The 23,356-nt window shown below is 57.7% G+C and carries 23 protein-coding genes and 1 pseudogene; 18 read left to right on the top strand and 6 right to left on the bottom strand.

From position 1 onward, the window contains the following. The first annotated feature begins 1 nt into the window (after position 1). Both C8N31_RS01385 and C8N31_RS01380 read left to right on the top strand, forming a co-directional pair. Positions 2–268, top strand: a complete 267-nt coding sequence (locus C8N31_RS01385) for a hypothetical protein (protein ID WP_025047159.1) — start codon at positions 2–4, stop codon at positions 266–268. A gap of 12 nt (positions 269–280) precedes the next feature. Then, positions 281–916: a DUF1523 family protein gene (locus C8N31_RS01380; RefSeq protein WP_025047158.1), complete on the top strand. Its 636-nt coding sequence runs from the start codon at positions 281–283 to the stop codon at positions 914–916. Positions 917–1,015: 99 nt separating this feature from the next. Here the strand turns inward: C8N31_RS01380 and C8N31_RS01375 are convergent, their stop codons facing one another. Further along, the gene (locus tag C8N31_RS01375; protein ID WP_025047157.1) at positions 1,016–2,593 is read right to left on the bottom strand and encodes a DUF5928 domain-containing protein; all 1,578 of its coding nucleotides are present in this window, start codon (positions 2,591–2,593) and stop codon (positions 1,016–1,018) included. Positions 2,594–2,737: 144 nt separating this feature from the next. Here C8N31_RS01375 and C8N31_RS01370 point away from each other — a divergent pair, with 144 nt between their 5' ends. After that, positions 2,738–3,556 (top strand): sulfotransferase family protein, encoded by an 819-nt coding sequence (locus C8N31_RS01370; RefSeq protein ID WP_025047156.1) that lies wholly within the window; start codon positions 2,738–2,740, stop codon positions 3,554–3,556. A 3-nt stretch (positions 3,557–3,559) separates the two neighbouring features. Here the strand turns inward: C8N31_RS01370 and C8N31_RS01365 are convergent, their stop codons facing one another. Then, positions 3,560–4,240, bottom strand: coding sequence for an SGNH/GDSL hydrolase family protein (locus C8N31_RS01365; protein ID WP_025047155.1), 681 nt, complete (start codon positions 4,238–4,240; stop codon positions 3,560–3,562). 164 nt (positions 4,241–4,404) lie between these two features. Between C8N31_RS01365 and smpB the strand changes: the two genes are divergently transcribed. From smpB to C8N31_RS01345, 4 genes are all read left to right on the top strand, one after another. Beyond that, positions 4,405–4,893 (top strand): SsrA-binding protein SmpB, encoded by a 489-nt coding sequence (smpB, locus tag C8N31_RS01360; RefSeq protein ID WP_025047154.1) that lies wholly within the window; start codon positions 4,405–4,407, stop codon positions 4,891–4,893. Next, positions 4,886–5,530, top strand: a complete 645-nt coding sequence (locus tag C8N31_RS01355; RefSeq protein ID WP_025047153.1) for a glutathione S-transferase family protein — start codon at positions 4,886–4,888, stop codon at positions 5,528–5,530. Before smpB ends, C8N31_RS01355 begins: the two co-directional genes overlap by 8 nt. 87 nt (positions 5,531–5,617) lie before the next feature. After that, positions 5,618–6,472, top strand: coding sequence for a 3-mercaptopyruvate sulfurtransferase (sseA, locus tag C8N31_RS01350; RefSeq protein WP_025047152.1), 855 nt, complete (start codon positions 5,618–5,620; stop codon positions 6,470–6,472). Next, the gene (locus C8N31_RS01345) at positions 6,472–7,656 is read left to right on the top strand and encodes an amino acid aminotransferase (protein WP_025047151.1); all 1,185 of its coding nucleotides are present in this window, start codon (positions 6,472–6,474) and stop codon (positions 7,654–7,656) included. The genes sseA and C8N31_RS01345 overlap by 1 nt, the downstream gene beginning before the upstream one ends. 164 nt (positions 7,657–7,820) lie before the next feature. Here the strand turns inward: C8N31_RS01345 and C8N31_RS01340 are convergent, their stop codons facing one another. Next, the gene (locus C8N31_RS01340) at positions 7,821–9,128 is read right to left on the bottom strand and encodes an ammonium transporter (RefSeq protein ID WP_025047150.1); all 1,308 of its coding nucleotides are present in this window, start codon (positions 9,126–9,128) and stop codon (positions 7,821–7,823) included. 30 nt (positions 9,129–9,158) lie between these two features. After that, positions 9,159–9,497, bottom strand: coding sequence for a P-II family nitrogen regulator (locus C8N31_RS01335; RefSeq protein WP_025047149.1), 339 nt, complete (start codon positions 9,495–9,497; stop codon positions 9,159–9,161). A 254-nt stretch (positions 9,498–9,751) separates the two neighbouring features. On the opposite strand from C8N31_RS01335, the gene C8N31_RS01330 reads away from it, so the two are divergent. The 9 genes from C8N31_RS01330 (at position 9,752) to C8N31_RS01290 (ending at position 19,720) form a co-directional block, all read left to right on the top strand. Further along, positions 9,752–11,965, top strand: coding sequence for a transglycosylase domain-containing protein (locus tag C8N31_RS01330; protein ID WP_025047148.1), 2,214 nt, complete (start codon positions 9,752–9,754; stop codon positions 11,963–11,965). Positions 11,966–12,067: 102 nt separating this feature from the next. Then, complete coding sequence (locus C8N31_RS01325; RefSeq protein WP_025047147.1) at positions 12,068–12,916, top strand: PhzF family phenazine biosynthesis protein; 849 nt, start codon at positions 12,068–12,070, stop codon at positions 12,914–12,916. A gap of 93 nt (positions 12,917–13,009) precedes the next feature. After that, entirely contained in the window at positions 13,010–14,746 is a 1,737-nt protein-coding gene (locus C8N31_RS01320) for a type I secretion system permease/ATPase (protein ID WP_025047146.1), read from the top strand. Beyond that, positions 14,743–16,038 carry an HlyD family type I secretion periplasmic adaptor subunit gene (locus C8N31_RS01315; protein WP_025047145.1) on the top strand — a complete coding sequence of 432 codons (1,296 nt, stop codon included), beginning with the start codon at positions 14,743–14,745 and terminating at the stop codon, positions 16,036–16,038. The genes C8N31_RS01320 and C8N31_RS01315 overlap by 4 nt, the downstream gene beginning before the upstream one ends. 70 nt (positions 16,039–16,108) lie before the next feature. Next, positions 16,109–16,567 carry a RidA family protein gene (locus C8N31_RS01310; protein WP_025047144.1) on the top strand — a complete coding sequence of 153 codons (459 nt, stop codon included), beginning with the start codon at positions 16,109–16,111 and terminating at the stop codon, positions 16,565–16,567. Next, the gene (locus tag C8N31_RS01305) at positions 16,564–17,325 is read left to right on the top strand and encodes a glycerophosphodiester phosphodiesterase family protein (RefSeq protein WP_025047143.1); all 762 of its coding nucleotides are present in this window, start codon (positions 16,564–16,566) and stop codon (positions 17,323–17,325) included. The genes C8N31_RS01310 and C8N31_RS01305 overlap by 4 nt, the downstream gene beginning before the upstream one ends. 48 nt (positions 17,326–17,373) lie before the next feature. Then, complete coding sequence (locus C8N31_RS01300; protein ID WP_025047142.1) at positions 17,374–18,561, top strand: GNAT family N-acetyltransferase; 1,188 nt, start codon at positions 17,374–17,376, stop codon at positions 18,559–18,561. Then, a complete protein-coding gene (locus C8N31_RS01295) occupies positions 18,558–18,875 on the top strand; it encodes a 4a-hydroxytetrahydrobiopterin dehydratase (RefSeq protein WP_025047141.1) in 318 nt (105 codons plus the stop codon). The genes C8N31_RS01300 and C8N31_RS01295 overlap by 4 nt, the downstream gene beginning before the upstream one ends. After that, positions 18,875–19,720: a mechanosensitive ion channel family protein gene (locus tag C8N31_RS01290; protein ID WP_025047140.1), complete on the top strand. Its 846-nt coding sequence runs from the start codon at positions 18,875–18,877 to the stop codon at positions 19,718–19,720. The genes C8N31_RS01295 and C8N31_RS01290 overlap by 1 nt, the downstream gene beginning before the upstream one ends. Positions 19,721–19,775: 55 nt before the next feature. Here the strand turns inward: C8N31_RS01290 and C8N31_RS01285 are convergent. Continuing rightward, positions 19,776–20,264 (bottom strand): annotated as a pseudogene (locus C8N31_RS01285) (redoxin family protein). 90 nt (positions 20,265–20,354) lie between these two features. Here C8N31_RS01285 and C8N31_RS01280 point away from each other — a divergent pair. Both C8N31_RS01280 and rsmD read left to right on the top strand, forming a co-directional pair. Further along, a complete protein-coding gene (locus tag C8N31_RS01280; RefSeq protein ID WP_025047139.1) occupies positions 20,355–21,563 on the top strand; it encodes an NAD(P)/FAD-dependent oxidoreductase in 1,209 nt (402 codons plus the stop codon). Then, entirely contained in the window at positions 21,560–22,120 is a 561-nt protein-coding gene (rsmD, locus tag C8N31_RS01275; RefSeq protein WP_025047138.1) for a 16S rRNA (guanine(966)-N(2))-methyltransferase RsmD, read from the top strand. Before C8N31_RS01280 ends, rsmD begins: the two co-directional genes overlap by 4 nt. Here rsmD and C8N31_RS01270 read toward each other — a convergent pair. Beyond that, positions 22,117–23,328, bottom strand: coding sequence for an aminotransferase-like domain-containing protein (locus C8N31_RS01270; RefSeq protein ID WP_025047137.1), 1,212 nt, complete (start codon positions 23,326–23,328; stop codon positions 22,117–22,119). The genes rsmD and C8N31_RS01270 overlap by 4 nt on opposite strands. Between the last annotated feature and the right edge of the window lie 28 nt (positions 23,329–23,356).

Raw genomic sequence — 23,356 nt, 5'->3', positions numbered from 1 at the left:
GATGCTTGCATTGGCACGGCTTGTGGTGGTTGGGTTTATCGTTTTGACGGTGATCTATGTCTGCCTGTCGTTTTATTCCCGCGCGGTGCGCAAGGGAAAGCTGCGGCAGAAGTGGCAGGACGGACCGCAGAAAGTGAACCGCGAGACCTTTGTGCAGCGCGGGCTTGAGAAATACGATGGATCGATCCGGCGCAAGCTGATCCTGGGTGTTTATGTTGTTCCGGTGGTGGTGGTCGGCGTGATCATCTACCTCACCAATTTTTCCTGAAGGAGCCATCAGATGGCGATTATCAAATGGGTTTTCTGGATCACTTTTTGGGTGCTGGTGGGGGCTTTCTTTCACTACACGCTGCCGCAAGTGGATATCGTGCGGGTCACGGACACTTATGAAAAGCGGATTGATTTTGGCGAGAACTCGATCTTTTGGGCGCAGGCAGATGTGGGCAATGATGGCACTGCGGTGAACCGCGATGTGTTCTTTATCCAGACGCGGCGGGCCAAAGGTGATGTGATGGTTTACCGCAATGAGGATACGGGGTGGGGCTGGCCGCCCTATTTCAAGTTTGATACGTCGAACTTGCAGGCCGAGGCGGCAGATGCCAAATCCACAGGCGAAGCGGCCAAGTATGTCGCGATCAAGCATTATGGCTGGCGCAATGAGTTCCTGTCGATTTTTCCCAATGCGATTTCGATCCGCGCAGTGGATGGTCCGGATGCCGCCAAAGGCATTCCTTGGTTGAATATCTTTATCCTCGTGGTGTTTTTTGCCATCGCCTATGCAATCTGGGTGCGCTGGCGGCGGTTCCGCATGGCGCGCATTGATCCGACATTGGAAGCCATTGAGGACGATTTGGTGGAAAAGCGCGGTCGGTTCAGCCGCTGGATCGGCACCTGGCGGGCCAAGGACAAATCCTAGAGTAGTCGGGCGGCGTTGCCGCGCATGATTTAGGCTGATGAGGGGGCTGCATGCCCCCTCAAACTCGCCCTGGAGTATTTGAGGCCAAAAAGGGCAGGTTCAGTCGGCAAAGAGGTGATCAGTGCGTGTGATCTCTGCTGCTTTGTCCATTGGAATGTTCAGAAAATGACCAAGTTCCTGTGCGTTTTCGTCTGAGCCTGCGATTTCGCGCATCCGGCAGTGGTTTTCAAATTCAGCATCGTTGAGTTGATCGCTTTCGTGGAGCATGTCGTTGCGGATGGTTGGCAGCAGACGGGCCAGCGTGTCTTTTGAGGTTTGGTCGCCCGCAAGGCCGACGCGCATGGCGTGGCCGATGAGGTAGTCATCCGAGAACTGGCATTCGATTTCCATTATCCGGGTGACAGACCGGTCCGAGGCAAAATCATTGAGCAGGTCAAGATTGCTGGGATCCATGCAGACGATCAGGCGGTCGGTTTCATAGTAGTCAAAGAGCATCCGCATCAAGGCGCGGCGGTGGCGTGTGCGTTTTTCCAGAGTGTTCTGGATGCCGCCAAGATCGGGCAGCGGCGTGTCCTCTTCGTTAAAGAGGTATTCGATGGCCGGAACATTGGTCACCTGGCGAATGCGTTCGAGCACCCGTTTGGCAACATGCCATTTTTTGCAGACCACGATCAGCAGTTCGCGTTCACGGCCAAGCGTGCTTTCTGTTTCCCAAAAGCGAGTGGCAAAGCGGCGGCCAACGCGGCCACGGCCGCTGAGGAATTTGAACAGGCTGCGCCCTTCGTTGCTGATCTGGAAATCGACACCTTCGGCGGCATAAAGCAGACCAAGCCGGCGCTTTAGATCCTGCGCTTCGGGGCTAATCTTGCGGGCAAAGAGGTAGTCCTGGCTGAGCAGCAGGTCGTAGTGGTCGTTGTAGAAGGTGACCGGCATACCATAGTCGGTGAACATCAAGAAGGTCAGCGTGCGGGCGCGAATTTCGTTTTCCGGGACCAGATGACGGACCAGGGTTTGAAAGAAGGTTTCATCCGGGATCCAGGTTGTGCGGAAAAACCGCAAGACATCGCGGCGTTTTTTGATGAACTCCAAGACGGCTTCAACAGTGTTGCGGCGCAGGCACCACCATTGGCTGCCAATCTGGATTTGCAGATCAGCAGGAATTTTGCGTTTGAGCCCAAAGCGTTTTTGCGCCTCGAACATCGCGTAGAATAGTTTCTTGTGGGTCCGTTCGTTGACGTAGTGGCGGTAGATCAGGCGTTCTTCGCGCCAGCCGGTCTTGATCCAATCGCTTTCGAAATAGTCAAAGCTTTCGATGAAATCTGCATCGTTGTCGTCAAGGAAGCGGTGAGTGTATTCGGCGGTTTTGATGGCCATGCAATCACCCGACAGCATGTAAAAATGCGTGGCCCTTGGGAAGGCATCAACGGCGGATTGCACGGCATAGATCGTTGCCTGAACCAGTGACCATTCACCCCAGCCGCATTTGATACGCTTGTGCGCGAAGGTGACGTTTGGATTGTCGGCAAGGGCGGTTTGGATCTCGCGAAAGGCGTCTGCATCTGCGGAGGCATCAAAGTGGATCGACATATAGTCGCCAGCCGCCGTCAACCGCTCGGCCTGCCGAATGATGGCAGCCGGGTCTTTGTGACACAGCAGGATGTAGGCGATTTTTGCCATACCTGTTACGAACTGCCTCTTTACCTCTGTTTGTTTACCTAGATAATGGTGAAGGTGAATTGAATAAACAGAATTTATCCCTTTTTTGGGGTTATCGCGAAACTGTTGTGAAAACAGTCGCAACCGGCAGGAGGCAGGAACGCTATGGGGTTTCCCGGAACATGGATGACGGAAAGCGAAAGCGTGGTCTATCGGGTGGTGCCAAAATGTGCCTGCTCGACCATCGGGCAAATCATGTATTACTCTGATCATGGGGCTTTTTTTGATGGCGACATCCATGATGCGCAGTCCGGTCTGCACAAGTGGGCACTGGATGCGTCACAAGATCCGATCACCCGCAATGTGACGGCGCATAAGTCCTTTGCCTTTACCTGTGTGCGCAACCCTTACACCCGCGTTCTATCGTCATTCTTTGACAAGATTTGCGGGATTCAACGCAACGGGCGGCGATATCGCGGCAATCTGGTGCCGCTTCTGATCCAGAAATACGGGATCGAAGTTGGCGGCGAGGATGGCAAACAGGAGTTTGACCAGATCGCCAGCTTTCGCCGGTTTCTGCTTTTCGCGCGGGACACAATCCGCTGGCGGCGCCCCATGGACCCCGACATTCACTGGTCCGCGCAGGCTGGCCATGTCAGCACGTTCATCGTGAACGGCGGCAAGTATGACAAGATCGTCTGGACCGAAAGTTTTAACGACGGCATGCAGAATGTTCTGGATGCAATCAAGACACCGCATGCGGTCAAGTTGGCGGATATTCCGCGCTTTAACGAAAGCGAAGGGCATGGACCCAAACGCGCGCATCCGGTGGAAGATTACTTTGATGATCTGTCGATGCATTTGGTGCGCGAGATCTACAAACGCGATTTTGCACTGTTCAAATACGATTTTGATAACCCCGGCAACAAAATGCCTGTGGGGGAGATCGATCTGGATGAGGTTCACGCCAAGCTGGGCGACTGATCGTTATTTCTGAATATTTCGAATGGTTTGGGCAATCCTTTGGGTCGCGGCGGCGCTGCCTTTGGGCGAGGGATGGATCATGTCCGCGGCGTGAAAGCTGCGATCGCCATGCGGCACCATATCCGCCAAGGAAACAAAGCTGACGCCAGCGTCTTGTTTCGCCATCACGTTGATCCGGGCCTCCAATGCGTCACCCACTTTGCGGCAGTGCTCGATAGGGGAGCCAAGGCCGGGGCTGCGCAGATATCCAACATAGATGACTTGCGCCCCGCTCTTGCGGGCTTTGCTCACAGCACTGGGGATCTCGCCCTTGCGCCCGTCAGGGGAGATCAGACGGTTGAGGCGTTTGCGGCAGCGTGTGCAGCCGCAGCCCATCCACAGATCGTTGCCGCCACCGTTCATCACGACAAAATCCCACGGGCCAGGGCGGTATTGTTTTGTGATGTTCATGCCCAAGGCGCCGGTGATTGGCAGACGGTAGACAAATCGCGCACCCGTCACCGCGCGGCTTTGGACATTGGCCTGAAGATCACGGCGCAGCAGGCTGGGTACGGCGGATCCGGCGGAGCCATTGGAGGTCATGAAAGAATCCCCCATAACGAGGATGCGCAGCGGATCCGCCATGGCGGCAGTGTATTGAGACACGCTTAGGATCAGGGCCACGAGGGCAATGGGTTTGTGCATTCTGCCCTCATGGCTAGCTGAATCGGCGATATTGCGGCCTCAATTCCTGACACCGAATTGAGGCGAGAGTTTGGCCAATTTGTTATGGCTAAGGTCACCTCTGCACCCAGTCTTTGGTCTGGCTCACCTTGCGCTGGGGCAGGCGGCGTTCTACATCCCTTTGCATGTCACAGGTCAAATCCTCTTCGAAATCCGATCCGAACTACAAGGTGATCGCTGAAAACCGCCGGGCGCGGTATGATTATGCCATTGATGACGACATCGAATGCGGGATCATTCTGGAAGGTTCCGAGGTCAAATCACTGCGTCAGGGTGGGGCGAATATTGCGGAAAGCTATGCCGCGGTTGAGGATGGGGAGCTGTGGCTGGTGAACAGCTATATCGCGCCCTATGCGCAGGCCAAAACCTTTGGTCACGAAGAGCGCCGCCGCCGCAAGTTGATGGTGTCGCGCAAGGAATTGTCGAACCTGTGGAATGAAACCCAGCGGAAGGGCATGACCCTTGTGCCGCTGGTGATGTATTTCAATCATCGCGGCATGGCCAAGATTAAGCTGGGTATCGCCAAGGGTAAGAAAAACCACGACAAGCGCGAAACAGCGGCCAAACGCGATTGGTCGCGGCAAAAATCACGTTTGTTGAAAGATCATGGCTGAGCCGCTGAACCTGCTTGGCTTTCGCCATTCGGTCTATACGCGGATTGCGCGGATGGGACTGATCGAAACCGGGCTTACCGCGACTTATGTAGAGGCAAACCCCTTCGCGGCTGAGCCTGATCCGGTCTTGGCCGCGATGACACCGCTTGGCCGGGTGCCGGTGTTGCAGCATGGAGATTTCGTGCTGACGGAAACGGCGGCGATTTTGCGGTATCTCAACGATCTTGGCCCCAAGGCCAGCCTGATCCCTACTGATCCACAGTCGGCCGCTCGGATGGCGCAGGTGATGGGCATCGTGGATGCCTATGTTTATCAGCCATTGGTGCGCAAAGTGTTCTCTCACGGGTTCTATCAAGCCGCCGTGGGCGAGGACGGGGATTCTGCGATTGTGGCGGAGGGGCTGGTCCTGTCCCAAGCGCCATTGCGGGCGCTGGACAGTATCGCCGCTGGGGGGTTGCAGCTGGGCGGTGCGCGGATCAGCCTCGCGGATCTACATTTGGCCCCGATGATGGATTATTTCGTCAGGGTGCCCGAAGCTGCTGATTTGTTGCGGCATTACTCAGCGTTAAGCGCGTGGTGGGATGAGATTTCAAATCACCCCTCATTGCGGGATACTGATCCCTTTCCAGACAAATAGTTCAAGGCCCTTGCGGCATGCTACCACCTTGCCAGTCTGCGCCAGCGGGGATAGGCAGTGTGCGACCTGTTTTGCAAAGGATTCCCGATGGCTGATGATCCCAAAACACTGGTGTCGACCGCATGGTTGGCCAAGCACCTGAAAGACCCCGATCTGCGGCTTTTGGATGCATCATGGTATTTGCCCGATGAGGGCCGCGATGCCAAAGCCGAATATGATGCCGCGCATATCCCCGGCGCACGATTTTTCGACATTGATGAGATTTCCGATGCTCGGTCGGACTTGCCACATATGGCACCGCCGGTGGAAAAGTTCATGTCGCGGATGCGGGCGATGGGTGTTGGCGACGGGCATCAGGTGGTTGTCTATGATGGCGCGGGCCTGTTTTCTGCTGCGCGTGTCTGGTGGCTGTTCCGTCTGATGGGGCAGGAAAACGTGGCGGTGCTGGATGGTGGTTTGCCCAAGTGGGTCGCCGAGGGGAATCCGACCGAAGACATGCCGCCGATCCCGCGTGATCGGCACATGACGGTCCGTTTCCAGAACCAGTTGGTGCGTGATGTCACGCAGGTGGCGCATGCCTCCAAGCTGGGTGATCCGCAGATCGTGGATGCCCGCGCCGCTGCACGGTTCCGCGGCGATGCGCCTGAGCCGCGTGAAGGATTGCGCGCTGGCCACATTCCAGGATCGCGCAACGTGCCCTTTGGCAGTTTGCTGAACGACGATAAAACTTTGAAAACCCCGGATGAGACCCGCAGCATTTTTGAAGCGGCAGGCGTTGATCTGGGCAAACCCGTTATCACCTCATGCGGATCCGGCGTTACGGCGTCGGTTCTGGCCTTGGCGCTTGAACGCATGGGGCATCATTCGTGGTCCCTTTATGATGGATCATGGTCGGAATGGGGGATGTTCCCCACCGTTCCTGTGGCAACCGGAGAGGCCTAATGTTTGAGACATTGAAAACCCAGCCAGCGGACAAGATCCTTGCGCTGATGCAGATGTACCGCGAAGACCCACGCGATACCAAAGTGGATCTGGGTGTCGGCGTTTACAAAGACGCAACCGGACTGACCCCGGTAATGCGGGCCGTCAAAGCGGCCGAGCAAAAGATTTGGGAAACCCAGGATACCAAGGTCTACACAGGGCTGATCGGTGATCCGGCCTATTCGGACGCGATGATCGAATTGGTGCTGGACGGCGCTGTGGCGCGCAATACCATTGCCGCGGCAGCTACCCCCGGCGGCACGGGTGCGGTGCGCCAGGCGTTTGAAATGATCCGCATGGCCAATGCCAATGCACGGGTGTTCGTGTCAAACCCGACATGGCCAAACCACCTGTCGATCCTGTCCTACATCGGGATTGAGGCGGTGCCCTATCGCTATTTCGATAGCGAGACGCGTGGTGTTGATTTTGACGGCATGCTGGCCGATCTGAAAACCGCCAAAAAGGGTGATGTGGTTCTGCTGCATGGCTGCTGTCACAACCCGACCGGTGCGAACCTGAACGCGGCAGAATGGGATGCGGTGATCGAGGTCTTGCTGGAAACCGGCGCAACCCCGATGATCGACATTGCCTATCAGGGCTTTGGGGACGGGCTGGTCGAAGATGCGGCAGCAACGCGCAAACTGGTTGCGGCGGTTCCGGAATGCCTGATCGCGGCGAGCTGCTCGAAGAACTTTGGCATCTACCGGGAACGGACGGGCCTGTTGATGGCGATCGCGGCGGACCCTGCGGCGCAGGTGCTGAACCAAGGCACGCTGGCCTATCTGAACCGCCAGAACTACAGCTTTCCGCCCGATCACGGTGCGCGGATCGTAACCACGATTCTCACCGATGATGCGCTGCGCAGCGATTGGATGGCGGAGCTTGAAGAAGTGCGTCTGGGGATGCTCGATCTGCGGCAACAACTGGCGGCGGAGTTGCAGCGGCTATCTGGATCAGATCGGTTTGGGTTTCTGGCCCAGCATCGGGGCATGTTCTCGTTGCTTGGAACCTCGCCCGAGAAGGTCGAACTGCTGCGCAAAGAGCACGGGATTTACATGGTAGGCGACAGCCGCATGAATATCGCGGGTTTGAATGCCGACACAGTGCCCATGCTGGCCAAGGCGATCATTGACGCCGGTGTCTGAGGCGTTCTTTTGCAAGGGCGTCGCGGGTTGAGGGGCAGGGATTGAGTTTTTCTTGCCAAATGAAGCGAAGGGCAGTGCCCGGCTTTTGAAACCTAGCCATTAATTTTGGTGAAATAGAAAAAGCCCGGTCGATTGACCGGGCTTTTGATCTTTGTGGTTACGGTTTAGCCGTTGGAGAACTCCGGATAGGCTTCCATGCCCAGTTCGGATGTGTCCAGACCGTTGATCTCGGCTTCTTCGCTGGCGCGGATGCCAACGGTTGCCTTGAGGATCATCCAAGCGACGAGGCTGATCACGAAGGCAAAGATGCCCACTGCGGCAAAGCCGATGATCTGGGTCACGAAGGATGTGCCTTCGGTATAGACCGGCACTACCAATGTGCCCCAGAAACCCGCGATCAGGTGAACCGGGATGGCGCCTACAACGTCGTCGATCTTGAGCTTGTCGAGGAAGGGCACGGCAAAGACCACGATCACACCGCCAACGGCACCAATCCAAAGTGCGCCAAACAGGGTCGGGTCAAGCGGCCCGGCGGTGATAGAGACCAAACCGGCCAGCGCACCGTTGAGCACCATTGTCAGGTCAACCTTGCCATACATCACCTGCGTCAGGATCAGCGCGGCGACAGCGCCAGCGGCAGCAGCCATGTTGGTGTTGGCGAAGATCTGCGCGACCGCATCCACGTCTTCGAGTGTGCCCATTGCCAATTGCGATGCGCCGTTAAAGCCGAACCAGCCCATCCAGAGGATGAATGTGCCCAGTGTCGCCAGCGCCAGGTTGGAGCCGGGCAGCGGGATCACGCGGCCTTCTTTGCTGTATTTGCCCAGACGCGGTCCGAGGATGATGGCCCCGGCCAGCGCGGCAAAGCCACCGGCAGCGTGTACGAGGGTTGAGCCAGCAAAATCGCTAAAGCCCATTGCGCTCAGGAAACCGCCGCCCCACTGCCAGCTGGCTTCGATCGGGTAGATTATGCCGGTCAGGACCACCACGAAGATCAGGAAGGGCCACAGTTTGACCCGTTCAGCCATGGTGCCAGACACGATGGAGGCCGTTGTTGCGCAGAACATCAACTGAAAGAAGAAATCAGACGCGTTGGAATAGCCGCCTGCATCAATGTCTGTCTTGATGTCTTTGGGCGAAACGGTGCCAAACACCCCTTCGATGATCCAATTGCCATCGCCGGGATACATGATGTTATAGCCGATCAGCCAGTACATGATCGCGGCAATGCCAAACAGGCCCATGTTCTTGGTCAATTGCGTGGTCACGTTCTTTGAGCGAACAAGCCCGGCTTCGAGCATGGCAAAGCCTGCGGCCATCCAGAACACCAGAAAGCCACCAATGAGGAACAGCAGAGTGTTAAAAATGAACGTGGTTTGTTCGAGGGTGGCAAATTCGGCGTCTTGCGCGGCGCCCAATGTGGGCACCAGCGCGATCGCGGCGGCCAGCGGTAGATATTTGATCTTGGTCATGGATGGGGTTCCTTTTGATCAGGGAGGAGATCAGATGGCGTCTTCGCCGGTTTCACCGGTGCGCACGCGCACGGTTTGATTGACGTCGAGAACAAAGATTTTGCCGTCGCCAATTTTGCCCGTGCGTGCGGAGGTCGAGATCACCTCGACGATCTGGTCGGCCATGTTGTCAGCGACGACCAGTTCCAGTTTTACTTTCGGGACAAAGTTCACGACGTATTCAGCGCCGCGATAGATTTCGGTATGGCCTGACTGTGCGCCAAAGCCTTTGACTTCTGTGACCATCAAACCGCGAATGCCCGCTTCGGTCAGCGCTTCGCGGACCTGTTCCAGTTTGAATGGTTTGATCGTTGCAATGATGAGTTTCACCTTTTGGCCCTCTTCCGGTTGGCAGGGTTGCCCTGCATTGTGCAGGTGCAGAAAATCGGAACAGACGGCGGTAATGGAAGGAGTCGGAGGTGAATCCGAGGATGGAATCGCTCGTGAGCGCCTAAAATTTGTGCGCCAGCGACATGTTGCCTAAAAAGAGGGCGAAAATTTGATGTTGAATGGGGGTGACGGCGCTAAACAATCGGGTGCCGCCAAGGTAGAGTGTGAAAAAAACAGGCCGGGCAGGCAACGAAATGAGTGACCAATCCAAGCGCAAACGCCCGTTGGTGGCGGACAAACGCTATCCGAGCAAGGGCAAGGCAGCGGCGAAAAAGCCGGCCAAGAAACCTGCGCCGAAGAAACCCGTAACCAAACGCAAGGCCGCGCCCAAGCGCGCCAAACGGGGTGGGATCACCGGATTGTTCTCGGCCATGTTCCGGTGGATTTTCCGGCTGATCTGGAAGATCACCTGGCGGATCACGGCCGTTGTGGTTTTGGTGCTGTCTTTGGCTGTCGGCTATTTCTACACCACATTGCCGCCGCTTGAGGCGCTGCTGGATGGCCGGGCGCGTGGGTCGGTGACCATGCAAGACCGCTACGGCGATGTCTTTGCATGGCGCGGCGATCAGTTTGGCGGCGTGGTGACCGCAGACAGCGTGTCGCGGCACCTTAAAAATGCGGTGATCGCAACAGAGGACAAACGCTTTTATCGTCATTTCGGGATCAGCCCGCGCGGCATCGCCTCTGCGGTGCGCATTAACCTCAGCGAGGGGCGTGGCCCATTGCAGGGCCATGGCGGCTCAACCATCACTCAGCAGGTCGCGAAACTTTTGTGTCTTGGCGAACCGTTTGACCCAAATGCGGGCCTGACCGAAAAGGAATACGAATCTTCCTGCCGCCGGACGTCATTGCAACGCAAGGCGAAAGAGGCGCTGTTCTCTATGGCGATGGAGGTGAAATACACCAAGAACGATATCCTCTCTATCTATTTGAACCGCGCTTATATGGGTGGCGGTGCATTTGGTGCCGAAGCGGCGGCGCAGCGGTTCTTTGGCAAACCGGCTGCGGCGGTCAGTGCAGCGGAGGGCGCCATGTTAGCCGGGCTTCTGACGGCGCCGACAACCCTTTCGCCCACCAATAATCTGGACCGGTCGCAAAGCCGTGCCGCCACTGTGATCCGGTTGATGCGCGAACAAGGGTATCTGACTGAGGCCGAGGCGGCACAGGCGCAGGCCAATCCGGCAGAATTGTCTGAGGCGGCAGAGGCCAAGGCAGGTGGCTATTTCGCCGATTGGGTGATGTCGACCGGACCTGAGTTTTTCACTCGAAACACCACAGAAGACGTGATCATTAAGACGACTCTGGATCAGCGGATGCAAAGCGCTGCTGAGGAGGGGTTGAATTGGGTGTTCGAAAATAAGGTGCGCAAGGGCTCCAAGGCGCAGGCGGCAATCATCGTGATGTCGGCGGATGGCGCTGTGCGGGCGATGGTGGGCGGGCGCAAGACCAAGGTTGCGGGTGCCTTTAACCGGGCCACACAAGCGCTGCGTCAAACAGGGTCTGCGTTCAAGCCGTTTGTCTATGCGGCCGCATTGGATCTTGGCTATTCGCCCAATGATCTGATCGACGATTCGCCGTTTTGCATGACGATCCCCGGATCGGGCGAATGGTGCCCCAAGAACTACACCAAGCGGTTTGAAGGCATGGTCACGATGACACAGGCCTTGAAGGATTCGTTGAATGTTCCCGCGGTGAAAATCTCCGAAAGTGTTGGACGTGATCTGGTCAGCCAGGTCGCCAGCCAATTTGGCATTCAAAGTGATCTTGCCGCTGGTCCGGCTTTGGCACTGGGCGCATCGGAAAGCACCTTGATCGAGATGGCAGGGGCCTATGCGGGCATTCTCAATGGCGGCTCTTCGGTGACGCCTTACGGCTTGGTTGAACTGCGGTTGCAGGGAGATGAAGAGCCGTTGATGGGCACCGGCGGCGGGATCGGCGAACGTGTCATTCAGGAAAGCGCTGCGCGGCAGTTGGTTTACATGATGGAAAAGGTCATCTCTGAAGGGTCCGGGCAACGGGGGCAATTCGGCGGGCGGCAACTGGCGGGTAAGACCGGCACCACATCTGCAGCTAAGGATGCATGGTTTATCGGGTTCTCCGCCGACTATGTTGCGGGGGTCTGGATGGGGTACGACGACAACACCCCGCTGTCCGGCGTGACGGGCGGGGGCCTGCCCACTGATATCTGGCGCGAGGTGATGAGCCGGGTGCATGAGGGGTTGCCGCTCAAGGATCTGCCGATGTCGGCGCCTGCACCGTTGAGCGATTTTTCGGATGAGGGCCAAGATGGCCAGAACACGGGCAATGGTAATGGGTCCGGTACCGTGATTGACCAGATCCTGAATGAGATTTTCGGGTCAAGCGGCTCTGGCTCGTCTGCCCCCAATCCGGAGGGTGGAGACAGGTAGTGCGGCACGCATTCTAAATGTTGATGGTATGGCGCACATTCATTCATTTTCGTTTGATTGGAGTATGTGTCAACTTCGCCTGACACATTAGAAAGGCGTAACATGACCCCCTTACATATCTCCTCCTTCTCTCAAGGTGGCAGCGGCGGCAATCCGGCAGGAGTGGTTATCTCGGATCAGCTCCCGACACCCGCTAAAATGCAGCATATCGCGGCTGACCTTGGCTATTCCGAAACCGCATTCGCCGCCCCGGATGGGGACGCTTGGAAGGTTCGCTATTACGCTCCGGTGGGAGAAGTGGCGTTTTGCGGTCATGCAACAATTGCGCTGGGCGCAGCCTTGGGCCGCCAGAACGGGGCCGGCACCTATGAGCTGCATTTGCGAGATGATGACATCACGGTAGACGCAATGCAGGTCGGCGCGGATTGGCATGCGGCATTACAATCCCCGAACACATGGTCCAAACCGATGGCGGATGACCTGTTGTTGGCTTTGCTGAGCTATTTTGGCCTTGATCGGGATGATCTGGATCCTGCTTTTCCGCCCACACTTGGCTTTGGCGGGGTGCGGCATGGGGTACTGGCGTTGAAGGACCGCGCGGCATTGGCGGAAATGTCCTATCCGTTTGAGGCGATGCAGGCGTTGATGCATGATCGTGAGTTGGTCACAGTTAGCCTGCTGCATTTTCGCGCCCCGCGAGACATTGTATCGCGCAATGCCTTTGCCAGCGGCGGCGTGGTCGAAGACCCCGCAACAGGCGCGGCCGCAGCGGCACTGGGCGGTGCCTTGGTGGATCTGAACTGGGATGGTCTGCAAGCCGGGGGCCAATTTGTGATCGCGCAGGGACAAGATATGGGCATGCCTTCCGAACTGACGGTTGAAGTGTCCGGGGTGCCCGGCGCATCTGTCCGGGTCAGCGGCGCGGCCCGCTGGATGGCTTTCGGAGAATAACAGCAACAAGATATTAAACACCCTGTGGTCAAATCCCACGTCCCGCCCCGGTGCTGCGCCGGGGCGCGGGCGGTTAAGGTCGGGGTCTGCCAAATGAAATCCGGGGCAATCAAACGCGGCGAGGCAGAGCTGCGCCGTGTGCGCGGCAAAAGCCGGTCGCTTTACCTTGTTGTTGTGGTGTTCAGCCTGTTTGCAAATCTGCTTTTGCTGACCGGGCCGGTTTTTATGCTTCAGGTCTATGACCGCGTGCTTGGCTCTGGTTCTCAGGAAACGCTTGTTGCCTTGTCGGGCTTGGTGCTTTTTCTGTTTTGCATTCTTGGGCTGCTGGATCACCTGCGTGGCCGGATCATGACACGGATCGGTCTTCGATTTCAGGCGGATCTGGAGAAAAGAGTGCTTGATGCGGTGTTGCGCAAATCGGCGCTGCTGCCGGATGATGGCACGCGGCAGGGCCTTCGGGACCTTGACGCGGTGCGGCGGCTCATCACCTCTCCGGTCTTGATCGCGGCGTTCGATTTGCCTTGGACACCACTTTTCTTTGCCGCGATTTTTGCCTTTCATCCGGTTCTTGGTCTGGGGGCATTGGCCGGTGCGGTGCTTTTGGTTTTGGCCACAATCGCCAACCAAATCCTGTCACGTGATCCGCAGGCCAAGGCGGACCTTGCCGCGCAGGCGGCAGAGGTGATTGAAAGTCAGGCACGAGCCGAAGCAGAAACCGTGCATGCGCTTGGCATGGCCGAGGCCGTGTTTCACCGCTGGCAGGACGCGCGGGCGGCGGCAGTGACAAACCAGTTGGCCGTAGCGGATATTGGCGGCAGTTTTGGCGTTTTGACCCGAACCCTTCGGCTTGCGTTGCAATCTGTGATGCTGGGCCTTGGGGCATGGCTGGTGCTGCGGGGGCAGATGTCGGGCGGGGCGATGATTGCCGGATCGGTCCTGATGGGGCGGGCGATTGCCCCTGTTGAGGCGCTGCTGAACCATTGGCCGGTCTTGCAGCAGGGGCGCAAAGGTTGGTGCAGTTTGGCGGCGCTGTTGGGCGAGGTTGGCGAACCGCCGCCACGTATCGATCTGCCCACTCCCGCTGCGCGGTTGAGCGTGGATGCGTTGACCGTCGTGCCACCGGGACACAAAGGCGCAACCTTGAAGTCCGTCAGTTTCGAATTGGAACCGGGGCAGGCTGTGGGGGTCATTGGACCCTCTGCCAGCGGAAAATCCACGCTGGCCCGTGCAGTTATGGGGGCTTGGCCGATGGCGGGGGGGCAGGTGCGGCTAGACGGTGCAACTGTGGGTCAATATGGGTCACAAACGCTGGGCGGATACATTGGATATCTGCCCCAAAAACCAACCCTGTTTGATGGCACGATTGCACAGAACATTGCGCGGCTCAGGCAAGATGCCGAGGACAACAAGGTTGTAATCGCCGCGCAAAAGGCCGCCGCCCATGACATGATACTGGCCTTGCCCCAAGGGTATGACACCGTGATCGATGCCGGGCAGGTGCGATTGTCGGGTGGACAGATACAGCGGATTGGCCTGGCACGGGCGCTTTATGACGATCCGGTGCTGTTGATATTGGATGAACCCAACGCAAACCTCGACAACAGCGGGTCACTGGCCCTGAACCATGCGGTGCGGCAGATGAAGAACAACGGCAAGGCGGTCTTGATCATGGCGCACCGCCCCGCCGCCATTCAGGAATGTGATATGCTGCTGGTTCTGGATGGCGGGATGCGCGTTGCCTTTGGCCCAAAGAACGAGGTGTTGGCCGGTATGGTCAAAAATGCAGGCGCAATTCAGCAGGTGCCAGCGCAGGCCGGTGGGTTGAAATGATGCACGCAAACCTTGGGTGCCATCGCCATGTGATTGCGGGCGCTATAGTGCTTTTGGCTCTTGCGGGCGGCGTATTGTTTTGGGCGGTTCAGATTGAAATTTCCGGGGCGATTGTGGTGCAAGGCCAGCTCGCGGTTGAGCGGAGCAGCCAGAGCGTGCAGTCCGAAATCGGCGGGCGGATAACGGGTGTGTTTGTGGCCGAAGGGGAGCACGTGCGGGGCGGTGATGTGCTACTCCAACTTGATCGTAGTGCGGGACAATTGCGAGAGGACGCCGTTAACCAAAATATCGCCGAACTTACCCTGCGACGTGCCCGTCTTCAGGCAGAGCAGGACGGCACCGCGCAGATCGATTTTCCACAGGTCGCTGGCAACGTAGATCCACAAGAGATTGCCCGCATCAAAGAAGGAGAGCGGCGCCATCTTGAGGCCAGCGAAGCGATGTTTCGGGACGGGCAGGCCCAGATCGCCACCGCCAAGGATCAGATAGCGGCGCAGATATCGGGTATTCGGGCGCAGCGGGCTGCGGTTGTTTTGCAGATCGCCCTGATCGAAGAGCAATTGACCGCGCAAGAGGCACTACGGGCTCGCGGCCTGACACCGGCGGCAGCGGTGCTAGCACTTAGACGTGAACATGTGCGGTTGACCGGACGACAGGGTGAGCTACGCAGCGCCGAAGCCGCTGCCAATGAAAGGATCACGGGCTTGAGTTTCGATGCATTGCACCAAAAAGAGGCCCGACGAGCAGAGATCATCGCGCAGCTCAACACCCTGTCCAGCGATTTGTCGCGACTGACCGGCGCACGAGAGGCCATTTTGCAAGAGCTGGACAAATTGGTGATCCGCGCACCCGTCTCCGGGATTGTCCACCGCTTGACAGTACAACACCAAGGATCGGTGATCCGTTCGGGCGAAACGTTATTGCATATTGTGCCGCAAGACAGGCCGATGACCGTTATTGCACGGGTCACACCCAAAGCGGTGGATCAGGTCCATGTCGGCCAAACCGCCCGCCTTAGGCTGACGGGGTTCAACCGTCCGGAAACCCCAGAACTGAACGGGCAGGTCGTGCATGTGTCCCCGGATGCGATCACGGGTCCGAACGGAGGGCAAAGCCACTATAACATTACCGTACAATTGCCGGCGGGTGCGCTCCAGGATTTGGGGCCCGATATGCCTCTGTTGCCAGGGATGCCGGTCGAAGTTTTTGTTATTCAAGCGCCCAGATCGGCGATGTCCTACCTCGTGAAACCGCTGACCGACTATTTCGTGCGGGCATGGCGGGAAAGTTGATCTGGGCTCTTTTCTGCGGCGGTGAAAGTGACTAGCGTCCCGCGTGAAAACCATTTTGAGGAATAACGCCATGACCTTTACCGCACGTCTGTCCGAACTGGGTGTGACCCTTCCCGATGCACCTGCGCCTGCGGCGAATTACGTGCCGTTTGTGCAGGTCGGAAACCTTGTCCATGTGTCTGGTCAAATCTCGATGGGCCCGGATGGGTTGATCACTGGCAAGCTGGGTGCCGACATGGATGTTGCCGCAGGGGCGGATGCCGCCAAAACCTGCGCGATCAGCCTGCTGGCTCAGGTCAAGGCGGCCTGTGGCGGCGACATTGAACGGCTTGTTCGCGTCGTCAAATTGGTCGGCTTTGTGAATTCCACTGCCGATTTCACCGATCAACCCAAGGTGATCAACGGCGCGTCCGACTTTATGGTTGAGGCATTGGGCGATGCAGGGCGGCACGCCCGATCCGCGGTCTCTGCGGCCTCTCTGCCGCTTGGCGTTGCGGTTGAGATCGAAGGCATCTTTGAAATCAAATGACCTTGCCGCGTGGATTTGTTGATCTGCCATTGGCGCATCGTGCCTTGCATGATGTGGCGCAGGGGCGGCCCGAAAACAGCCGGGCTGCCATTCGCGCCGCGATAGAGGCCGGTTATGGCATCGAGATTGATGTCCAGCTGAGCGCCGATGGCGCGGCCATGGTATTTCATGACTATGCGCTGGATCGTTTGACCCATGACAGCGGCGCGGTGCGGTTGCGCAGCGCGGCTGATCTGAAAGCGGTGCCGCTCAGGGGCGGGGATGAGGGTATTCCCGACTTGCCTGAAGTGTTGCAGCTGGTCGCTGGGCAGGTGCCGCTGTTGATTGAGCTGAAAGATCAAGACGGCGCTATGGGCACCAATCTGGGGCCGTTAGAGCAGGCAACTGCCGCCGCGCTCAAAGGGTATGCGGGGCCGGTTGCGGTCATGTCATTCAATCCCAATTCCGTGGCGATGATGCGCGATTTGCTGCCCGATGTGCCACGCGGAATTGTGACCAGCGCTTACCGCTATGATGAATGGCCGCTGTCCAAGGCCACCTGTGACCATCTGCGCGAGATCCCCGACTATGACAGGACCGGATCCTGTTTCATCAGCCATGAGGTGGATGATCTGGACCGCCGCCGCGTGGCAGAGATCAAAGGGCAGGGCGCGATGATCTGTTGTTGGACGGTGCGCAGCCTTGAGGTTGAACAACAGGCCCGCCAGATTGCGGACAACATCACCTTTGAGGGGTACAACGCCGCGCTTGATGCTTGATCCTTGCCAGGAAAGCCACACATTGGATCACAGGCAAAAGGGCAGAACATGAGCGCGCAAGAAATCGAAATCACCGTGGTGCCGCATCTGGCCGAAATTGGCCAAGATCAGTGGGATGCATGCGCCTGCCCCGAGGCGGCGGATGGCGCGAGAGCTGTTGATCCCTTTACCACCTATCGGTTTCTGTCAGCGCTGGAGGAAAGTGGCAGCGTTGGCCCTGGCACGGGCTGGCAACCACAATATCTGACGGCGGCGGTTGGCGGGCAGATCATCGCGGTGGCGCCGCTTTATGCCAAATCCCATAGTCAGGGCGAATACATCTTTGATCACAACTGGGCCCATGCCTATGAACGGGCGGGTGGTCGGTACTATCCCAAGTTACAGGTCGCGGTGCCACATACCCCCGCGACCGGACGCCGGTTTTTGACCCGTCCGGGGTTTGAGGAAACAGGCATGGCGGCCTTGGTGCAGGGCGCGGTGCAGTTGACGCAGAACAATCATTTGTCCTCGTTGCACGCCACGTTTTGCACCGAAGCAGAGGCACTGCGCGCGCAGGATATGGGCTTGATGATCCGCAAGAACCAGCAGTTTCATTGGTGCAATGACGGCTATGAGGATTTTGACGGGTTTCTTGGCAACCTCAATTCGCGCAAGCGGAAAAACATCCGCAAGGAACGCAAACAGGCACAAGCGTTTGGCGGCACGATAGAGACCTTCACCGGGGATCAGATCGCACCAGAACATTGGGACGCATTCTGGCAGTTTTACCAAGACACCGGCGCACGAAAATGGGGGTCGCCCTATCTGACACGTGCGTTCTTTGACATCGCGCATGAGACCCTGAGGGACGATATCGCGTTGGTTCTGGCGCAGCGCGACGGGCGCTGGGTTGCAGGTGCATTGAACTTTATTGGCGCTGATGCGTTGTACGGCAGGTATTGGGGCTGTGCAGAGCATCACCCCTGTCTGCATTTTGAGCTGTGCTATTACCAAGCCATTGATTTTGCGATTGCAAATAGGTTGGCAACGGTAGAGGCGGGCGCTCAGGGCGAACACAAGCTGGCGCGGGGCTATTTGCCGACACCAACATGGTCGGTGCACTGGCTGCGCGACGAAGGGTTTGCAAATGCAGTTGGTGAATACCTTGAGGCGGAACGCGATGCGGTGGACCGCGAGATTGAAATATTGACGGACTACGGACCTTTCAAACAGGTCCAGATTGAGGAACAGGAATGACAGAACGACTAAGCGAAGAGACACGCAAGACCGTGTTGCAGCCGCTTTTTGACACTGGCTGGGGCATGGTGGACGGACGCGATGCGATCTGCAAATCCTTCAAGTTTCCCGATTTTACGGACGCCTTTGGCTGGATGACCCGCGTGGCGCTTTGGGCGGAAAAGTGGGATCACCACCCTGAATGGCAAAACACTTACAACCGCGTGACCGTGACGTTGACCACACATAGCGTCGAGGGTCTCAGCACGTTAGACGCCAAGTTGGCACGCAAGATGGACGGCCTGTTTGCGCCTGACAAGGACAGGGGGCAGTGATGGAAAACCTGATGAACACAGAGATCTGGCAGGGCAAAACGATTGGCGATTTGCTGACCATAGAATTTTTGGCAAGTGCCGTTGGTTCTGTCATGGGCGCGCTTGCGATCCTGCTGCTGGGTTGGATTGTGTCCAGTTGGCTGCAACGCCGTGTGCAAAAGCTGGGCAAGAGCAACAAACATCTGGACGAGATGTTGTTCGATTTCCTTGGCTCAATCGTGCGTTATGTTGTGCTGGGCTTTACGGTTTTGTTTGTGCTCAATACCTTTGGTGTGCAGACCACATCCGTTGTTGCGGTTATTGGTGCTGCCGGCTTGGCCATTGGTCTGGCCTTGCAGGGTACCTTGTCCAATGTCGCGGCAGGCGTCATGCTGATCCTGTTCCGTCCGATCAAGATTGGCGATTTTGTCGAGGTCGCTGGCGAGATGGGAACCGTGAAACAGATCAACCTGAACTTCACCGAATTGGCCGATCTCAGCAATGTGCAGGTGATCGTGCCCAATTCCGAAGTCTGGGGAAATGTGATCACCAACTATTCGGTCAACGAAAAGCGCCGCGCCGAGTGGACCTTTGGTGTGGGTTATGGCGCCAACCTCAAGACCGCAGAGGGGATCATACGGGATACAATCATGGGCGACAGCCGATCCCACTCAGACCCCGAACCGTTCATTCAAGTGACAAATCTTGGCGACAGTTCGGTTGATTTTCTGGTGCGGGTTTGGTGCGATGCATCCGATTATTTTGCGTTCAAGGCCGACATGACCCGCAAGGTCAAAGAGGCGATGGACGAGGGCGGGATCGACATTCCGTTTCCGACACGGACCATTGTGCAAGCGGCAGAATAATCAGCCTGACAATCGAGACAAAGGCGGGGCGCATTTGGATGCGCCCCGTTTTGGTTTACATGTTCTCAAGCAGGCCTTCACCGCCCGACAGATCGCAAACACCTGCTTGGATTTCAGGCTGGAACAATGTCACCTAGCCATCATCGACCAGCATCGCATAGCGCTTGGAGCGTGACATCAGCCCGGCTGGGGCGGCGTCGAATTCCATGCCGATCGCTTTGGTGAACTCCGATTGCGCATCGGCCAGCATGGTAATGCCCGCCGCCGTTGCGCCCGTCGCCTCGCCCCATGCTTGCATCACAAAGGGATCGTTGCAGGACACGCAGATAATCTCATCCACACCCTTGGCGTCATATTGATCCTTGGTGCGGACAAAGCTTGGCACATGTGCGGAATGGCATGTCGGGGTAAAGGCGCCCGGCACGGCAAAGATCACGACCTTCCGGCCTTTGACCTTGTCAGCCATTTTTACGGGCGTTGGCCCCTCAGCGCCCATTTGCACCAGTGTGGCGTCGGGCAGGGCGTCCCCTTGAGAGATTGTCATCAGCTAGACCTTTCGTGACATTGCGTTTGATGTGCCGCTCAATATAGGTTTCCGGCGACAGGCGGCCAGCGAATTCGGGAGAATGCAACCATGAGCCAAGTAATCGTGATCGGGGCAGGGCAGGCAGGTGCCTCTTGTGTGGCCAAGCTGCGCAATAGCGGCTTTGACGGGGGCATCACCTTGATCGGGGCAGAGCCGGTTCCGCCATATCAACGTCCGCCGCTGAGCAAGGCCTATTTGATGGGAGATATGACGCTCGACCGTCTTTTTCTGCGGCCAGAGAGCTTTTATGCCGAACATGACATCAATCTGCGGATGGGGCAGCGCGTCGATGCGATTGATACCGCCGGGCAAACGGTGACGCTGGGCGATGAGGTGTTGTCCTATGATGATCTGGTGCTGACCACGGGGTCCATTCCCAACCGCCTGCCTGCGGCCATAGGTGGTGATCTGGAGGGGGTGTTCACTGTGCGCGATCTGGCGGATGTCGATGCCATGGCGCCGCGATTCGCCGAAGGGGCGCGGGTGCTGATTGTGGGCGGCGGATATATCGGGCTTGAGGCGGCAGCCGTGGCGGCCAAGCTTGGTCTCAAGGTGATATTGGTCGAGATGGCCGACCGCATTTTGCAACGGGTCGCCGCGCCTGAGACCAGTGATTTCTTCCGTGATGTGCACCGCTCACATGGCGTTGAAATTCTTGAGGGTGTTGGCTTGGACCATCTGACCGGCACCGGCGCGGTGAGCGGCGCAAAACTGACCGATGGATCCGAGATCGAGGCGGATTTTGTGATTGTGGGCGTTGGCATTCGCCCCAGCATCGCCCTTGCCGAAGCGGCAGGTATAGAGATTGAGAACGGGATCAAAGTGGATGCGCAGGGGCGGACCTCTGCGGTGCGTGTCTGGGCAGCAGGGGATTGTACGTCCTTCCCTCACCAAGGCGGGCGCATTCGTTTGGAATCAGTGCCCAACGCAATTGAACAAGCAGAATGCGCTGCGCTGAACATCATGGGCGCGGGAGAGGACTATCTGGCAAAGCCGTGGTTCTGGTCGGACCAATACGATGTGAAACTGCAGATCGGCGGCCTGAACACGGGGTATGACCGGGTTGTGACACGGCGTACGGATGAAGACAGCGTGAGCTTTTGGTACTATCAGGGCGATCAGCTTTTGGCAGTGGATGCGATGAACGATCCGCGCGGCTATATGGTTGGCAAGCGGATGATAGAGGCAGGGAAATCCCCTGATCCGGCGTTGATCGAAGATCCGGCCACCAATCTTAAGGCGCTTTTGAAAGCGTGAGGATCATCGCAGGCAAATACCGCGGAACCGCGCTGGCCAATGTTGGCAAGGGTGACACTGCGGCGCATTTGCGCCCGACCTCCGACAGGGTTCGCGAAAGCCTGTTTTCGATGTTGACCCATCATGATGTGATCCACGGCGCCCGTGTGCTTGACCTTTTTGCAGGCACCGGGGCTTTGGGGCTTGAGGCATTGTCACGCGGCGCGACCGAGGTTTGTTTCGTGGAAAACGGGCGGGTTGGGCAAAAGCTGCTCCGTGAGAACATTGAGAAACTGCGGGCCGAGGCCGAAACGGTCCTGATGCGCAATGATGCAACACGGCTTGGGTCATGGCCCAACGCGGCGTTCGATCTGGTGTTTCTGGATCCGCCCTACGGCAAGGGTATGGGCCAGACCGCTTTGGCAGCGGCGCGGACCGGTGGGTGGTTGGCCTCCGATGCGATGATCATCTGGGAGGAAAACGCCCCGATGCAAGCGCCGGAAGGGTTTGAGCGGCTCGACAAACGCAAATACGGTGACACCCACGTGACGCTACTGCGCCACGTGGCGGCAGGTTAAAGCGCTGCGCGAATGGCCGCGCCCAGCCTTGTGATGCCTTCGGCGATCTGGGCGTCATCGGCCAGAGAGAAACTGAGCCTCAACGTGTTTTTGCCCGACCGATCTGCAAAGAATGCCTGACCGGGCACAAAGGCCACCCGCTGTGTCTCAAGCGATTGGCGCAGCAATTCACCGCCGTCCATATGCTTGGGTAGGGTCAACCAGACAAACATGCCGCCTTCGGGTTTGGTCCATGTCACGCCGTCGGGCATCTGTGCCTCCAGCGCCGACAGCATCGCATCGCGGCGTGCGGTGTAGGTCTGGCGCAGCTTTGCTGTGTGATCTTCGAAAATCGTGTTGGCAACTTCGGCAATAGCCATTTGGTTGATGGTGGATGAATGCAGATCGCTGGCTTGTTTCATCAGCACCAGCCGCGAGATGACATCCGCCGCGCCGCAGATCCAGCCAACCCTCAGGCCCGGGGCGAGGGATTTGGAAAAGCTGCCGCAATAAAGGGTCCGGCAGGCGTCAATCGAGCCCTTGCGCGCCACTTCCAAGGCCAGCACCGGCGGGATCGGATCGCCATCAAAGCGCAGCGCCTGGTAGGCGGCATCTTCGATCACCGCAATGTCCAGATCATCGGCCAGATCCAGAATGTTCTCACGGGCCATTTGGTCAAGCGTTTCGCCGGTGGGGTTGGCAAAATCCACGGACATATAGGTAAATTTAACCCGTCCGCCGTTGTCTTTGGCGGTTTGTGCATAATCCTCGGCGGATCGGTTGCCGCCGGGGATCAGCCGGTCGTAGTTCGGCTCATAGGCGTTGAACGCCCCCAACGCGCCCAGATAGGTCGGCCACCCCAGCAAGGCGGTGTCATTGGGCGAAAGCATCAGCTTGCCCAGATAATCCAACGCCTGCTGCGAGCCGGATGTGATCAGGATGTTGTCGCGGGTGCAGGGCACGCCGATCTCGGTCATTTTGCCGACAATCCAGTCGCGCAGCGGGCCATAGCCTTCGGAAACCGAATATTGCAAAGCGGTGCTTTGGTTCTTGGGTGACAGGGCGTTGCCAAGCGCCTTTTGAAAGGCTTCGGTCGGGAACAGCGCCGGATCGGGAATGCCGCCGGCAAAGGAAATGATGTCCGGCTGATCCAGCAGCTTGAGCAGTTCACGGATCTCGCTGGCCTTCATCCGGTCCATGCGGGTTGCAAAAATGTCCTGCCAATTCATGTGCCGTCCTCCCAAATTTCGGGCAAAT

Source organism: Sulfitobacter mediterraneus (genome assembly GCF_003054325.1).
Lineage (GTDB): Bacteria > Pseudomonadota > Alphaproteobacteria > Rhodobacterales > Rhodobacteraceae > Sulfitobacter > Sulfitobacter mediterraneus.
Note: the sequence above shows the minus strand (reverse complement) of the source record. Positions and strands in the feature narration are given on the sequence as shown.